17 protein-coding genes are annotated in these 14,786 nt (G+C 72.8%); 9 read left to right on the forward strand and 8 right to left on the reverse strand.

What is annotated here, in order from left to right; all coding sequences use genetic code 11:
* Positions 1-144: 144 nt before the first annotated feature.
* The 6 genes from ABZW30_RS44305 to ABZW30_RS44330 all read right to left on the reverse strand — a co-directional run bounded on the left by ABZW30_RS44305 (position 145) and on the right by ABZW30_RS44330 (position 5,443).
* Positions 145-591 carry an SHOCT domain-containing protein gene (locus ABZW30_RS44305; protein ID WP_355677006.1) on the reverse strand — a complete coding sequence of 149 codons (447 nt, stop codon included), beginning with the start codon at positions 589-591 and terminating at the stop codon, positions 145-147.
* Between the two features lie 119 nt (positions 592-710).
* Positions 711-1,295 carry an NUDIX hydrolase gene (locus ABZW30_RS44310; protein WP_355677007.1) on the reverse strand — a complete coding sequence of 195 codons (585 nt, stop codon included), beginning with the start codon at positions 1,293-1,295 and terminating at the stop codon, positions 711-713.
* Positions 1,292-2,449: a type III polyketide synthase gene (locus ABZW30_RS44315; protein ID WP_355677008.1), complete on the reverse strand. Its 1,158-nt coding sequence runs from the start codon at positions 2,447-2,449 to the stop codon at positions 1,292-1,294. Before ABZW30_RS44315 ends, ABZW30_RS44310 begins: the two co-directional genes overlap by 4 nt.
* Before the next feature lie 42 nt (positions 2,450-2,491).
* The gene (locus ABZW30_RS44320; RefSeq protein WP_355677009.1) at positions 2,492-3,700 is read right to left on the reverse strand and encodes a cytochrome P450; all 1,209 of its coding nucleotides are present in this window, start codon (positions 3,698-3,700) and stop codon (positions 2,492-2,494) included.
* 187 nt (positions 3,701-3,887) lie between these two features.
* Positions 3,888-4,589: a response regulator transcription factor gene (locus ABZW30_RS44325; protein WP_355677010.1), complete on the reverse strand. Its 702-nt coding sequence runs from the start codon at positions 4,587-4,589 to the stop codon at positions 3,888-3,890.
* 11 nt (positions 4,590-4,600) lie between these two features.
* Entirely contained in the window at positions 4,601-5,443 is an 843-nt protein-coding gene (locus ABZW30_RS44330; protein ID WP_355677011.1) for a histidine kinase, read from the reverse strand.
* A gap of 139 nt (positions 5,444-5,582) precedes the next feature.
* On the opposite strand from ABZW30_RS44330, the gene ABZW30_RS44335 reads away from it, so the two are divergent.
* Positions 5,583-6,308, forward strand: coding sequence for an ABC transporter ATP-binding protein (locus ABZW30_RS44335; protein ID WP_355677012.1), 726 nt, complete (start codon positions 5,583-5,585; stop codon positions 6,306-6,308).
* A 50-nt stretch (positions 6,309-6,358) separates the two neighbouring features.
* Complete coding sequence (locus ABZW30_RS44340) at positions 6,359-8,617, forward strand: FtsX-like permease family protein (RefSeq protein WP_355677013.1); 2,259 nt, start codon at positions 6,359-6,361, stop codon at positions 8,615-8,617.
* 161 nt (positions 8,618-8,778) lie between these two features.
* On the opposite strand, the gene ABZW30_RS44345 is transcribed toward ABZW30_RS44340, so the two are convergent.
* A complete protein-coding gene (locus tag ABZW30_RS44345) occupies positions 8,779-9,159 on the reverse strand; it encodes a hypothetical protein (protein ID WP_355677014.1) in 381 nt (126 codons plus the stop codon).
* A 152-nt stretch (positions 9,160-9,311) separates the two neighbouring features.
* Here ABZW30_RS44345 and ABZW30_RS44350 point away from each other — a divergent pair, with 152 nt between their 5' ends.
* From ABZW30_RS44350 to ABZW30_RS44365, 4 genes are all read left to right on the forward strand, one after another.
* Positions 9,312-9,953: a hypothetical protein gene (locus ABZW30_RS44350; protein ID WP_355677015.1), complete on the forward strand. Its 642-nt coding sequence runs from the start codon at positions 9,312-9,314 to the stop codon at positions 9,951-9,953.
* 25 nt (positions 9,954-9,978) lie between these two features.
* Positions 9,979-10,914 (forward strand): hydroxymethylbilane synthase, encoded by a 936-nt coding sequence (gene hemC / locus ABZW30_RS44355; protein ID WP_355677016.1) that lies wholly within the window; start codon positions 9,979-9,981, stop codon positions 10,912-10,914.
* Positions 10,915-11,072: 158 nt separating this feature from the next.
* Complete coding sequence (locus ABZW30_RS44360) at positions 11,073-11,339, forward strand: hypothetical protein (protein WP_355677017.1); 267 nt, start codon at positions 11,073-11,075, stop codon at positions 11,337-11,339.
* Between the two features lie 53 nt (positions 11,340-11,392).
* A complete protein-coding gene (locus ABZW30_RS44365; protein WP_355677018.1) occupies positions 11,393-11,935 on the forward strand; it encodes a hypothetical protein in 543 nt (180 codons plus the stop codon).
* 13 nt (positions 11,936-11,948) lie between these two features.
* On the opposite strand, the gene ABZW30_RS44370 is transcribed toward ABZW30_RS44365, so the two are convergent.
* Positions 11,949-12,467 (reverse strand): helix-turn-helix domain-containing protein, encoded by a 519-nt coding sequence (locus ABZW30_RS44370; protein ID WP_355677019.1) that lies wholly within the window; start codon positions 12,465-12,467, stop codon positions 11,949-11,951.
* Positions 12,468-12,522: 55 nt separating this feature from the next.
* Here ABZW30_RS44370 and def point away from each other — a divergent pair, with 55 nt between their 5' ends.
* The 3 genes from def to ABZW30_RS44385 all read left to right on the forward strand — a co-directional run bounded on the left by def (position 12,523) and on the right by ABZW30_RS44385 (position 14,507).
* Positions 12,523-13,194, forward strand: coding sequence for a peptide deformylase (gene def, locus ABZW30_RS44375; protein WP_355677020.1), 672 nt, complete (start codon positions 12,523-12,525; stop codon positions 13,192-13,194).
* Positions 13,191-13,937, forward strand: coding sequence for a class I SAM-dependent methyltransferase (locus ABZW30_RS44380; protein WP_355677021.1), 747 nt, complete (start codon positions 13,191-13,193; stop codon positions 13,935-13,937). Before def ends, ABZW30_RS44380 begins: the two co-directional genes overlap by 4 nt.
* 138 nt (positions 13,938-14,075) lie before the next feature.
* Entirely contained in the window at positions 14,076-14,507 is a 432-nt protein-coding gene (locus ABZW30_RS44385) for an SRPBCC family protein (protein ID WP_355677022.1), read from the forward strand.
* The last annotated feature ends 279 nt before the right edge of the window (positions 14,508-14,786 follow it).

A 14,786-nucleotide genomic window follows, 5' to 3' on the forward strand; every position in this document is an offset into this window, starting at 1 on the left:
GGCCGGAGGACCCGTACGACCTGCTGCCCGCCTCCACCGCCCCGGCGGTCCGGCGGCTGCGGGCCGGGCTCGCGGCGGCACCGGCCCCGGCCGTCTTCTCGATCGGAAACCGATCAGTCTCCGATCAGTCCGATCGGAGACTGATCAGACCAGGAGTTTCTCCTTGGCCTTCTGGTACTCCTCCTCGGAGATGGCGCCCTTCTCCTTCAGGTCCGCCAGTGTGGCCAGGTCGTCGACATGGCTGCGGCCGCCGGCGCCCTTGCCCGAGTCCGGCGCGGTCGAGGCCGCTTCCTGGACGTAGGCCTTGAACGCCGCCTCGGCCTTCTGGGCCTGTTCGATGTCCCGCTGCCCCATGCTCTGGCCGCGGGCGATGAGGTACGCCAGGATGCCGATCAGGGGCAGGAGGATCACCAGCACCAGCCAGCCGGCCTTGCCCCAGCCGCTCAGGTCGTGGCTGCGGAAGATGTCCGTGATGATCTTGAACAGCAGGAAGAACCAGAGCACCCAGAGGAACAGCTCCAGCATCGTCCAGAAGATGTTGAGCAGCGGGTAGTCCGCGGCAAGCGATGCAGCCAACGAGTAGGTGTCCATGGCTGAGTCATATCATCACAAAACGGACACCGGCGCCTGGTGTTCCGCCGTTCCAGTGATCTTTTGAGGCCTCGGGAATACCCGACCGGAGGAGCGGCCGGAGGGCCGACGGGGCTGCCTCAGCCCCGACCGGCCCGCTCGCGCAGCTCCACCGCGAGCCCGATCAGCTCGCCCCACCACGCGTCGTGCCCGGCGAGCAGCAGCCGCTGCGCCTCGGTGGCCGGGACGGCCCGGACCTCGACGACCTGCTCGCCGTCCGCGGGGTTGGTCGGCGTGGAGTCCAGCGCGACCTCGCCCCAGCCCCACAGCCAGGCCTTCTCCGGGTGCGGCTGCCACGGCCGGTACGGCACCGGGTCGTCGGTGTGGCAGCGGTGCGCGCCCAGCCAGGCCGGCTCGCCGAGCAGCCGGGCCCCGGCCTCCTCGCGCAGCTCGCGCGCCAGACAGGCGGCGACGGACTCGTCCCGCTCCCGGGTGCCGCCGGGCAGGAACCAGTGGTCCCGGTCGTCCCGGCACAGCACCACGTCGCCGTCCGCGAAGCCGACCAGGTGGATGTTGGTGACCAGATCGTCCGGCGGCAGCACGGTGGAGAACTGCGCGTCGTAGCGGCCCCAGGCCCAGTACTGCGGCGCGTGCAACGCCGGGAACAGGGCGGCGAGTTCGGCGGCTCTGGCGGAGGTGTCGGTGCGGTCCGTGGTGTCGGTCATTCGGTGATCGTAGTGCCGGCCGGGAAACGGCGGGGGATGCTCTGGTGGACGAGGGTGAGGTCGGAGGTGGAAACGGCGTACGGCCGGCGGCGCACCGGTTCGGCCGGGGCGCCGACCCAACTGCCCAGTGAGATCTCGGCCGTGATGCCCGGTCCGAAACCGGCGATCAGTCCCGGGGTGCCCGCGGGCACGCCTCCGTCGGCGAACAGCCGGGCCAGGGCGTCGAAGACGACGGCGCTGGCGATGTTTCCGCGCTCGGTCAGCGTGGCCCGGCTGTAACGGAAGGCCGCGGGCTCCAGGTCGAGGAAGTGGCACAGGTCGTCCAGGATGCGCGGGCCGCCCGCGTGGACGATGTAGAAGCCCAGCCCGGAGACGTCCCAGCCGTGCTGCCCGGCCAGGCCGCGCAGCGCGGGCGCGAGCATCTCCATGGTCCCGGGCACCCGCTTGTCCAGCTGGAAGTGGAAGCCGGTGTCCCTGACCCCGTACGAGATCCAGTTCTCGGTGTCCGGGACGAGGTGCGAGCCGTTGCGCTCGATCTCCACCCCGGTGCCGCCGTGCCCGCGCATCACCACGGCGGCGATCGCGTCCCCGAACAGGCCGTTGGAGAGCAGGGAGCCGACGTCGAGGTCGGTCGGCTGGTAGCAGAGCGAGCAGAACTCGCAGGCGACGATCAGCACATTGGTGCCGGGGTAGGCGCGGCAGAAGTCGTGCGCCCGGTTGACGGCGGCGCCGCCGGCCGCGCAGCCGAGCTGGGCGATCGGCACCTGGCGGGTGTCGGAGCGGAAGCCCATGGAGTTGATCAGCCAGGCGGTCATCGACGGCATCATGAAGCCGGTGCAGGACACGTAGAGGATCAGGTCGATGTCCCGGGCCGCCAATTCGGCGTGTCTGAGGGCGCGTTCGACCACCTCGGGGACGCGGGCCTTGGCCTCCCGCTCGTACACCTGGTTGCGGGCGGTGAAGCCCGGGTGGGTGAGGGTCCGCTCGATCGGCTGGACCAGGTGCCGGGTGCGCACCCCGGTGTTCTCGATCAGCCTTAGGGCCAGGCCGAGTCGGGGGTGGTCGGCGTGCAGGGTGCGGGCCAGGTCGAGGGTCTCGTCGAGGGTGATGACGTGTTCGGGTACGGCGATGGCGGGGCGGCAGAGTGTTGCCATGGTGTGGGTCTCCCCAGTCAGGAACGGTGTGTGGGGGAGGTGTTACCAGGCGACCGGCAGGGTGCGCGGGAAGCGCCAGATCGAGCCGGAGTTCCAGTCGAGTTCGGACGGGTCGACGGCCAGCCGCAGCCTGGGGAAGCGTCGCAGCAGGGTGCCGATGGCGACCTGGAGCTCCATCAGGGCCAGGTGCGAGCCGAGGCAGCGGTGCTGGCCGTGGCCGAAGGCCATGTTGACGGGCCCGGCGTCGCGGTCGAGGTCCAGCTCGTCGGGACGCTCGTACACCGAAGGGTCCCGGTTGGCGGTGAGGTAGGAGACGTGCACGGCCTCACCGGCCCGGATCAGCACCCCGCCCAACTCGACGTCCTCGACGGCGACCCGGGCGATGCCCACGCCCTGGCGGAAGGGGATGAAGCGCAGCAGCTCCTCCAGTGCCTGCGGCAGCGTCTCCGGCCGGGTACGGAGCTTGGCCAGCTGCTCGGGATGGGTGAGCAGCGTGTGGGCGATGTTGCTGAGGTCGTAGGTGGTGGTGTCATGACCGGTGACCAGCAGGACCATCGCCATGACGGCCAACTCCTGCTCGTCCAGGAGGTCCTCGCCGATCCGGGCGGTGGCGAGCGCGCTGATCAGGTCCTCGCCGGGGTCGGCGCGGCGGGCTGCGGTGAGCTCGGCGAAGTAGGCGCGCAGGGCGGCCTTGGCCTCCTCCTGGCCCTCGCGACTGCCGGGGCCCATCCTCATCATCGCGACGGCCCAGGTGCGCAGTCGGGCGCGGTCCGGCTCGGGGATCTCCAGTAGCTCGCAGATGATGGTGAGCGGGAGCCGGTTGGAGAGGAAGTGCGCCAGGTCGGCCGGGGCGCCGTGCTCCTCCATCTCGTCGAAGTAGCCGTCGACGATCCGCTGGGTGGCCGGGCGCATCCGCTCGACCTGGCGGTTGGTGAAGCCCTGGGCGACCAGGCGGCGCAGCCGGTTGTGGGCGGGCGGGTCCATCAGGTTGATCGCCTCGGCCTGGGCGATCGGGGCGGGCGTCATCCGCGGCAGGTCGCGCCCGATGCCGGCGGCGCGGCTGAACCGGCGGTCGGTGGTGACCACCTTGACGTCCTCGTAGCGGGTGGCCAGCCAGGCCTCGCCCTCGCCGTGCGGCAGTCGGATCTTCGCGATCGGGGCCTCGGTGAGCAACCGCTTGAGGAGGGGGTCGAACTCCAGGCCGTCGGTGTGGTGGAAGGGGCAGTCCCACACGGGGGCGGTGGTGGTCACGGGCCTGTCCAATTGTCTTCGTCATGCCGGGGTGATGTCGGCCGAACGGTTCGTCACGGTTCGGGCACGGACCTACAGATGTTCCCCCATGGACTGGCAAAAATGTGAATCCGCCGAACTGTTCCCACTATCGAGTGAAAGGGATGATTGTCATGCGAATTATTTTGGCTGATCCGGGAGTTGACGGTCAGCCGGTGTCGCCTGGCGAGACCAGCCCGGTCTCATAGGCGAGCACCACCGCCTGGGCCCGGTCGCGCAGGTTCAACTTGGCGAAGATCCGGGCGACATGCGTCTTCACCGTGGACTCGCTCAGGGTCAGTTCGGTCGCCAACTCGGTGTTGGACAGACCGCGTCCGAGCAGGCCGAGCACCTCCACCTCGCGCGGGGTGAGCGGTGCGAGGTCGCGGTGCGGCCGGGGCGAGTCCGCGCCGCGGGCGGCGGGGTGCGGGGCGCCGGCCGCGAAGCGCTCGACCAGCCGGCGGGTGATCGAGGGGGCGAGCAGGGCGTCGCCGGTGTCCACCAGTCGTACGGCGGCGGCGAGATGGGCCGAGGTGACGTCCTTGAGCAGGAATCCGCTGGCCCCGGCGGACAGCGCGGCGTAGACGTAGTGGTCGAGGTCGAAGGTGGTCAGCATGATCACCCGGCAGCCGGGGGCCTGGGCCAGGATGCGGCGGGCGGCCTCCAGGCCGTCCATGACGGGCATCCGGATGTCCAGCAGGGCCACGTCGGGCCGGTGCAGCACCGCGGCGGCCACCGCCTCGGCGCCGTCGGAGGCCTCGGCGACCACGTCGATGCCGCGTGCGGTGAGGATCATCCGGAAGCCGGTGCGGACCAGCTCCTGGTCGTCGGCGATCACCACCCGGGGGCGGCGCTGCTCGGTCGGTTCCACGGTCGCCCCCGTCACGGCCGGTCCAGCGGGATGCGGGCGCGCACCCGGTAGCCGCCGCCGATCCGGCGCCGGGCGTCCAGGTCCCCTCCGTACACCGCGACCCGCTCGCGCAGGCCGACCAGCCCGCGCCCGGCGCCGTCCGGCTCCGGCCGGTCCTTGCGCACGGGCGCGGCGGGCGTGCCGGAGAGCACGCTCGGCCCGCTGTTCAGCACCTCCACCCGCAGGTAGTGGTCCGCGTACCGCACCGTCACCTCAGCCGTCACCCCGTCCCCGTGCTTGAGCGCGTTGGTCAGCGCCTCCTGGATGATCCGGTACGCCGTCACGTCGATGCCACCGGGCAGCGGCCTCGGCTCGCCGGAGACCCGGACCTCGACCGGCAGCCCGGCGAAGGCGAACCGGTCGATCAGCGGGCTCAGCCTGGTCAGGCTCGGCTGCGGTGAGAAGCCCTCCTGCTCCGGCTCCTCGGTGCCGTCCGCGGCCGGGGCGAGCAGGCCCAGCAGATGTCGCAGCTCGGTCATCGCGTCCCTGCCCGCAGCCTCGACCGCGTTCATCGCGGCCGCGGCCTCCTCCGGCATGGTGGCCAGCACCTCGCGCGCGGCCCCGGCCTGCACCACCATCAGGCTCACGTTGTGGCTGACGATGTCGTGCAACTCGGCGGCGATCCGCGCCCGTTCGGCGTCCACGGCGGCGCTGGCGGCGCTCTCCCGCTCCCGCTCCAGCAGCCAGCCGCGCTCGCCGATCGCCTCCCGGTACAGCCGCCGCGCCCGCACCAGCGCGACGCCCAGCCACCCGGCGCCCGCGCACGCCGTGCCCGCCACCGCCACCGCGATCCAGTCCGTCCCTGTTCCCCACACAACGTCAGCTTCCCAGGTCAGCGCTTGATCCACATCAGCCGGGGGTGCCGCCGCCGTACATCCCCGGTACTACGGCCACCCGCGGTTACATCCGGGGTGGGACGCCCGGCCGCCTCGGGCGCGCCTACCGTCGTTGACCATGAGCAACGACCACGACGGGACCATCCGGCCGGACGACGCGCAGGTCGTCGTCGAGCTGTCCGGGGTGCACAAGGAGTTCGGTGACGCCAAGGCGCTCGACGGCGTCGACCTGCGGATCAGGGCGGGCGAGGCGGTCGCCGTGATGGGCCCCTCGGGGTGCGGCAAGTCCACCCTGCTGAACATGGTGGCCGGGCTGGACCGACCCAGCTCCGGCACCGTCCGGGTGCAGGGGCAGGACCTCGGGCAGCTGAACGAGAGCGGCCTGGCCCTCTTCCGCCGCCGCCACATCGGCATGATCTTCCAGTTCTTCAACCTGATCGACGACCTCCCGGCCCTCGACAACGTCGCACTGGCCGCCCAGCTGACCGGCACCAGCGCCAAGCAGGCGCGCCGCCGGGCGTTGGAGCTGCTGGACGAACTCGGCGTCGCCCACCGCAAGGACGTCTACCCGGCCTCGCTCAGCGGCGGCGAGCGCCAGCGGGTCGCGGTGGCCCGCGCCCTGATGAACCGTCCGGCGCTGCTGCTCGCGGACGAGCCGACCGGTGCGCTGGACAGCCGCTCGGGCGAGCAGGTGATGGACCTCTTGATCGACCTCAACCAGATCGGGCAGACCCTGCTGATCGTCACCCACGACCCCAACCTGGCCACCCGCTGCGCCAGCCGGCTGGTCGAGGTCGCGGACGGCAAGGTGGCGCGCGAGCGGATGCTGGAGACCCAGTCGTGAACGGTGGTGCGGTTTGGCGGGCCTCCAGGGCGGCCGTGAAGCGCCGCCGGGTGCAGACCATCGTGATCGGCCTGGTGGTCTTCTGCTCCACCGCGACGGTGCTGCTCGCCCTCGCGGTGATCAGCGCCGCCCGGGCGCCGTTCGACGCCGCCTTCGAGGCCGAGCACGGCGCGCACGTCACCGCCGTCTTCGACCCGGCCAAGGCCTCGGCGGAGCAACTGGCCGCCACCGCCCACCGACCGGGCGTCGAGGCGGCCGCCGGACCGTTCGACCAGGCCGTGGTGGAGATCCCCACCGACTGGGTCGGCCACCCGCCCGGACCGCTGACCCTGGTCGGCCGGGCCGATCCGGCCGGCCCGGTGGACCGGGTGCGAGTGCTGGCCGGCCGCTGGGCCACCGCGCCCGGCGAGGTGGTCATCAACAACCCGGGCGGGGGCGCCGGGGCGTGGAACCTCGGCTATCAGCTCATCACCAGCACGGGGCTGAAGTTCACGGTCGTCGGCTTCGCGACCGACATGAGCCAGTCCTCCGGCGGCTGGGTCACCCCCGAGCAGGCGGCCGCCCTGCACCCCACCGCCCGGCAGATGCTCTACCGCTTCACCGACGCGGGCACCGAGCAGCAGCTCACCGCCTCGCTCGGCAACACCACCGAGGGCCTGCCCAAGGACGCCGTCGTCAGCGCGCAGTCGTACCTGGTGCTCAAGCAGGCCTTCTCGGCGGGCGCCGACGCCTACCTGCCGTTGATGACGGTCTTCGGGGTGCTCGGCCTGGTCGTCGCCGCGCTGATCGTCGGCAACGTGGTGAGCGGCGCGGTGGTCTCCGGCTACCGGCACATCGGCGTCCTGAAGTCGATCGGCTTCACCCCGCGCCAGGTGGTCACGGTCTACCTGACCATGGTCTCGGTGCCCGCCGTCGTCGGCACGATCCTCGGCACGGCGGCCGGCTGGGTGGCCTCGTACCCGATCCTCCTGACCGCCTTCAGCGGGATCTCGACCGGCACCGCCGTGATCGAGCCGGCCGGCTGGCTGCCCGCCGCGACCCTGATCAGCGTTCCGCTGCTGGTGGCCCTCGCCGCGCTCGTCCCCGCTTCGCGTGCCCGCCGGCTCTCCGCCGCCCAGGCCATCTCGGCCGGCAGCGCGCCGCGCACCGGACGCGGGCTGAAGGTCCAGCGCTGGCTGAGCGGCACCCGGCTGCCTCGCGCCGTCAGCCTCGGCCTCGGCCAGCCGTTCGCCCGTCCGGCCCGTACCGCGCTGACCATGGCGGCGATCGTGCTCGGCGTGGTCACCGTGACCGTGACCACCGGCCTGAGCAGCACCCTGGCCAAGACCATGTCCGCGCCCGACGGCAAGACCCACGTCGACGTGCAGACCGGCGCCTTCTCGGACAACAAGATCGCGCCCCGGCTGACCCCGGAGCAGACCGAGGCGATGCTGCACAGCACTCCCGGCGCTGAGCGGGTCTCCGTCCGCGGGCTGGTCCGGATCGGCATCGTCGGCCAGCCCCAGCCCGTCTTCGCCAACTTCTACGGCGGCGACGACATGGCCGACCACCGGCGGCTCGACGTGGTCGAGGGGCGTACGGCGACCGGACCGAACGAGGTCGAGGCCGGGCCGGCCTTCCTCGACCAGCACGGGGTCAAGCTCGGTGACCGGCTCACCCTGGTCCTGGACGGTCGGCAGACCACCGTCACCATCGTCGGCGAGGAGGTCCAGGGCAACGCCAACGCGCTCTCCTCCAATGCCGCCACCCGGGCCCTGCTCACCCCCGACCCGCACGTGGTCGAGTACGACGTGCGGCTCGCCGACGGCACCGACGCCGAGGCCTACCAGAAGGCGGTCACGGCCGCCGACCCGAGCCTCTCGCCCTCGATCGTCACGCCGGGCACGGCAGGGCCCGTCGTCGCGATCCAGACCTTCAGCACGACCTTCTCCGTCCTGTTGTCGGTGGTCGCCGCGCTCGGCGTCTTCAACACCCTGCTGCTCACCATCCGGGAGCGCCGCCGGGACCTGGGGATGCTGAAGTCGATCGGGATGACGCCCCGGCAGGTCATCGCGATGACGGTCACCTCGGTGGCCTGGCAGGGCGCGGTCAGCGGGATCATCGGCATCCCGGTCGGGATGGCGGTGCACCGGCTGATCGCCGAGAACGTCCGGATCATCGATTTCCCGGAGGCGACGATCGACATCTGGGGCGCCCCGCTGCTCACCGCCCTCGCCCTCGCGGGCGTCGTGATCGCCGTCCTCGGCGCGCTCGTCCCGGCCCGTTCGGCGGCCCGGCTGCCGATCGCGGAGGTGCTGCACAACGAGTGACGTCCCGCAGGAGGGAACGGCCGGGCGGGGAACCGCCCGGCCGTCCTCCGCGTCCCAACTCCCGCTGCAGTCAAGGGAATCGGGGGAGTCGAGTCTTTGTCAGCCGTTCACGTCCGGGTCGTCGGGTGCTCGCCACGCTCGGCGGCGTCGTGCTGTTCCGGCTAGGGCAGAGCCTGCCGCTGCCCGGTGTCGACCCGGAGGTCCTCCGCCGGGTCGCGGACCGCACCCTGCCGGGCGACCAACTGCGCGGCCTGGCCGACCTGGTGACCGGCGGCGGGCTGTACCGGCTGGCGCTGCTCCCGTTCGGCGTCCTGCTGGTGTTCCTCGCCCGCCCGCTCGTCCTGCGCCTCACCCGGCTGCACCCCCGGCTCGCGGCGCTGCGCCCCGAACAACTGGACGGCAGCCGCGCCGGAATGCGGCTGCTCGAAGGCCGCACCACCCTCGTCCTCGGCCTGCTCGGCGGCCTGTCCCTCGGGCTCGCCGACGGCACCGACCGGCTGCTGCCGGGCGCGGCCGCCGGGGACGGCGTGCTGCGGCTGCACGGCGCGCCCGCCGTCGCCGTGATCACCGGATGCACCGCGGCCGGCGCGACGGCGGTGCTGTGGCTCGCCCGGTGGATGAGCCGGCACGGGCTCGGTGCTGCTGTTCGCCCAGGTCCTCGCCGTCCTGCCCGGCCAGCTGTGGGCCGTGGAGGATGGAGTCCGGCCCCGGCGCCTACGCGCGGGTGCCGGCGGCGGCGGTGCTCGGCCTGGCGGCGACCACCGCGCTGGTCATCGCCGGGCGCAAGGGCGAGCGGCGCCTCCCGGTCCAGTACGCGCGGCGCATGATCGGGGTGGGGTCGGGCGGCAGGGAGACGCGCTACCTGCCGCTGGTGCTCAGCCACCGCGGGTTCATCCCGGCGGTGACCGCCGCCCTGCTGCTCGCCCCCTTCCCGCTGCCGCGACTGCCGCACCTCGCCCTGCTGTTCGTGCTCGCCGCCGTCGGCGCCCGGCCGGCCGTGCGGGCCGGGCGGTCCGCGGTGACCGACGCCGAGGAGCTGAAGCGCGCCGGGGCGTTCATCCCCGGTGTCCGGTCCGGCCGGCCGACGATCGACTTCCTGGCCTATCTGCGCGGACGGCTCGCCGTCGTGGAGATGCTCGGCACCGGCCTGGTCGCCGTACTGCCCACCCTCGCCCTGACCGCCGTCGGCGCGGCCGACGGGTACGGCTTCAGCGGCGCGAGCCTGCTGGTGGCGGCCGGTACGGCGCTCGGGGCGGTCGGACCGCTGATGCGGGACGTCCAACGGGCGGCGATGCCGCGCCGTTACGCCGAGTACGTGACGTACCGTCAACCGTGACCGCCGGAGCGCCTATCATCGCGCCATGGCCACCGCTGAGCTGATCCGCATCGTCTCCCGCTCCTCACCCATGGCGCTCGCCCAGGTCGAGCGGGTCCGCACCGAACTCGCCGCCCTGCACCCGGGTCTGCGCACCGAGGTGGTGCCGGTCACCACCTCGGGCGACCGCTGGACCGGCGACCTCGCCCAGCTGGGCGGCAAGGGCGCGTTCACCAAGGAGGTCGACGCCGCGCTGCTGGCCGGGGAGGCCGACGTCGCCGTGCACTGCCTCAAGGACGTACCCGCCGACCGCCCGCTGCCCGCCGGCACCGTCTTCGCCGCCTACCTGCGCCGCGACGACATCCGCGACGCCCTGGTCCACCCCGGCGGCCTGACCCTGGCCGAACTCCCGCCCGGCACCCGGCTCGGCACCTCCTCCGTCCGCCGGGTCGCCCAACTCGCCGCCTCCCACCCGCACCTGGAGTGCGTGCCGATCCGCGGCAACGCCAACAGCCGGCTCGCCAAGCTGGAAGCGGGGGATGCGGACGCGCTGCTGCTCGCCGTCTCCGGCCTGGAGCGGATCGGCGAGCGGGCCCGGATCACCGAGGTCCTCGGCGTCGAGGAGATGTGCCCGCCGATCGGTGCCGGCATCCTCGTCCTGCAGTGCCGCGAGGACGACGCCGCGACCATCGAGGCCGTCACCGGCCTCAGCCACCACGACACCTGGCGCGAGGCGGCGGCCGAGCGGATGTTCCTGCACGTGCTGCAGGGCCACTGCAACAGCCCGATCTCCGGCTACGCCAAGGCCGAGGCGGACGGCCGGCTCTCGCTGCGCGGCCGGGTCTTCACCCCGGACGGCAAGCGGGTGCTGGACGCCCACGAGTGGGCGGGTGTGCTCAGCCCGGAGGACCTCGGCACCTCGGTGGCCCTGGCGCTCAAGCGGCAGGGGGCGCAGGAGCTGATCGCCTCGATCCCGCACTGAGGCGCTTCGTCGGAGCGGTTCGGCGTGATCGGCCGAGGAACCCCGGCCGTTCGCGGCCGGGAGGATTCGCTCCTGAGACCTGCGGCGTGGAGCGCCGCAACATCGCTCCCACAAGCTGGACGGGCTGCTCGTCGGTGGTGGCCGTTACGGTTCCCGCCGTGAAGGCCAAGGCCGGGCAGCCGGTCCTGCTGACCCGGGCGGCCTCCGGCACCACCTCCGCGGTGAGCGTCCTGCCGCCGGGCGCGCGGGACTGGGACCACCTGGCGTGGCAGAGCGCGCAGAGCGTGAGCTGCACGCCGCAGACGCCCGGCACGTACATCTGGGTCGTCCACACCTCGGGCCCGGGGGACTGCTCCGGCGGGCCGTCCGGCAACGGCTCCTGCGTGAGCGGGGCGGGCGGGCAGCGGTACCTGATCGTGCGGTGATTCCGGCCCCGGCGGGCGAGAACCGGGCGGGTGTTCGGGGCGTCCGTTGAGGCGTGATCAGTGCGGTGCTCGGCGGGATGCCGAATTTCTGGCCCGGGCTGCTGCTCTCGTTGGTGCCGGCGGCTCTGCTGAACCGGCCGGTGGGGCGGCTGCTGCGGGCCCACTGGGTGGTGGGCTTCCTGCTGCTGCTCGGACTCGGCGGGGTCGTCGTGGCGACACTGCTGCCGGAGGCGTTCCAGCTGTCGGAGGACGTCGTGCGGCACTGCACGGTTCGGGGCGGGCGCCCGCGCTCGCCGCACGAACTGCTGCACGTGCGGCACATCGAGCTCAAGCTGGCGACCTACGCCCCGGTGGGCTTCGCCGCCGCCCTGGCCGGGACGCGGCGGCGGGCGGCGGTGGCGCTGCTGGGCGCCGCCGTGCTGCCGTTCGGGGTGTCGGTGCTGCAGTACGCGGTGCCGGCGATCGGGCGGGCGTGCGATGTGCAGGACGTCTGGGACGGTGCGCAGGGAGTCGTGCTGGGGGCGGCGCTGGGGCTGGTGGTCGGGCCGGTGCTGCGGGCGGTGACCAGGTCCCGGACGCGCTCGCGGGCGGCCTGACGAGGCGGCCCGACTACTGGTCGAGCAGCGGGAACAAGCGCGTCACGGCGGCGACCGGACGGGCCCCGGCGGGCCGGGTGGCCGGGTCGTCGTCGCGGCCGCGGTAGCGGGCGAGCACCTGCCGGACCGCTTCGCCGACGGCGGTCAGTTCCTCGGGGGTCAGGTAGACGACGGCGCTGAAGGCCTCGTCCTGCCGCCAGCCGGCCGGGGCCTCGGCGCGCCGGGCCAGCCAGTGCTGGTAGCTCTCGTCCTCCAAGCCTCGGGCCAGTTCGCCGAACTCGGCGTCGTCGGGCGCCGGTCGGGCCTGCGGCAGCCGCCACGGCCGGGCCCGTCCGTCGACGGCCGGCGCCTCCTCGATCAGCCCGTACCGGGCCAGCTGCCGCAGGTGGAACGAGCACAGGCCCGAGCTGTACCCGAGCCGGGCGGCCGCCTCCGTGGAGGTGACGGTGCCGCGCTCGGCGAGCAGCCCCAGCAGCGCGGTGCGGACGGCGTGCTCGGGGAGCGAGCCGGTTCTGACGAGGTCCTCGGTCACTTTGCAAAGTCTGCTACTTTGCAAAGCCGACAGCAAATCCACCGAGGGAGCATCCGTGTCCGAGCTGCGTGAACGCCCGACCGTCCTGCGGATCACCGAGGTGGGGGAGGCGATCCTCCGGCGCACCTGCCGCACGGCGACGGAGGAGGACTTCGGCAGCGAGCGCCTGACCCGGCTCATCGAGTCCATGTTCACCACCATGTACGTCGCCGACGGCTGCGGCCTCGCCGCCAACCAGGTGGACGTGGACCTGCGCCTGTTCGTCTACGACTGCACCGACGAGGAGGGCGTCAGGCACGTCGGCCACGTGCTCAACCCGGTGGTCGACGAGCAGGAGCCCGGCCGCCGCCTGATCGAGGACACCGAGGGCTGCCTCTCCGTACCCGGCGCCAACACCCGACTCGCCCGCCCGGCCCACGCGGTGGTGCGCGGCGTCGACCGGCACGGCGCCCCGGTCGCGATCGAGGGCACCGGCTACTTCGCCCGCTGCCTCCAGCACGAGACCGACCACCTGAACGGCCACCTGTACATCGACCGGCTCTCCGCCCGCGACCGGAAGCGGATGATGAAGCAGACCGCGGACCGCCGCGAGAAGGTGTTCGCCGAGCGCGCCGCCAAGGCGGCCAGGACGGTTGACGCCGGGCGTCAGGGTGTGTCCGGCGATGCGCGCCCGGCGGGAACGGTCGGACACGCCTCATGGTCGGACACGCCTCAGGTGACGCGGTGACCGAACCCGCCCACCTCGCCGCCGTCCGGGAGTCGTACGACACCGTCGCCGCCGACTACCTCCGCCTCGTCGTCCCGCCGGAGGGCATGGATCCGGTCTCGAGGGCGATGCTCGCCGCCTTCGCCGAGCTGGTCCGGGAGTCGGGCGGCGGCGAGGTCGCCGACCTCGGGTGCGGGCCGGGGCGGGTGACGGCGTACCTGGACAGTCTCGGTCTGTCGGCTTTCGGCGTCGACGTGTCGGGTGAGATGGTCGCCCTCGCCCGTCGGGCCTACCCTCGACTGCGCTTCCTGCGCGGCTCGATGGCCGCCCTCGACGTCGCCGACGGCGCCCTCGGCGGCATCCTCGCCTGGTACTCCGTCCACCACACCCCGCCGGAGCGGCTGCCGCAGCTGTTCGCCGAGTTCGCTCGCGTCCTCGCCCCCGGTGGTCACCTGCTGTTGGGTGGCCACGCCGGTGACGCCCGGCTGTGCCCGGCGGAGGCGTACGGCCACCCGGTGTCGTACGCCTCGCACCTGATTCCGGCAGGCCGCCTCGCCGGGCTGCTGGAGCAGGCCGGCTTCACGATCACGACCCGGCTCGAACAGCCGAACCCGCAGCACGTGGATCGGTCCTATGTGTGCATTCTGGCGCGCTTCGAAGGCGGTGCCCCCGACAACGTCATCGTCGACCGCATGGTCACCGGCAGTAGCGGAATCCGGCCGGAGCGCGGCCGTCAGTGTGCTGCTGCCCGGAACCCGGGCTGACCCCTCGCCCGCCCTCCGGGTCGGAACACGGACGGGCGCGGAGCCGCTTCCCGGCCCTGGTTGCCGGGCAGGTGCCGACGGCGCAGTCTGGAAGAACCCAAGGGGCCCGGTGTGCCGGGTCAGGAGGTGAGGTTCGCGATGAGCAGGCTTGAGGAACAGATCACCATAGACGCCCCCGCGCATGAGGTCTGGGGTCGGCTGCACGACGTCGAGGCCTATCCGACGTTCATCGACGGCATCCAACGCGCTTATGCGCCCAGCAGCAACCGCGCCCATCTGGACGTGCGGGCCGGCGACGTGCAGCGGGAGTTCGACGCCGTTCTCACCGACCGAGGCAACGAGCAGGTCCTCGCCTGGGAGACGCAGGGCAGTCCGGAGCTGAAGGGCACACTCTCGGTGCGGTCGCTGGACCGGGGCCACAGCCAGCTGCAGGTGCAGGTGGAGTACGAGCCGGAGGCCATCCACGACACCTTCGGCGGACCGCGGGGCATGGCCCAGGTCCACCGGATCGAGAACACCGTCCGGGGCGACCTGGAGCAGTTCAAGAACATGGTGGAGTCAGGGCGGTAGCCGTCCGGCGTGAAGCCGGAGAATGTCGGAGCGGCGGCGAACCTCGGGTGGTGATCAGTACGGCGAACCCTCGGGGCGCCCCGCCGCCCACCCGTAACCGCCCCCGGGTTGATCCGGACTTCCTCCTCCGTCCGTGCGACGCCAGATGAGCCAGATGAGGAGTGGGAAGTCGGCCGCGCCGACTTCCCACACCACGCGGTGGCGCGCCGGGCGAGGGTCTGACCCCGGTGCCGGGCGAGCGGGGCGGGCGGGCCCACCTCCGCGCCGCGGCGCGCGTCC

The organism is Kitasatospora sp. NPDC004669 (assembly GCF_040609455.1).
In the GTDB taxonomy this organism is placed as follows: domain Bacteria; phylum Actinomycetota; class Actinomycetes; order Streptomycetales; family Streptomycetaceae; genus Kitasatospora.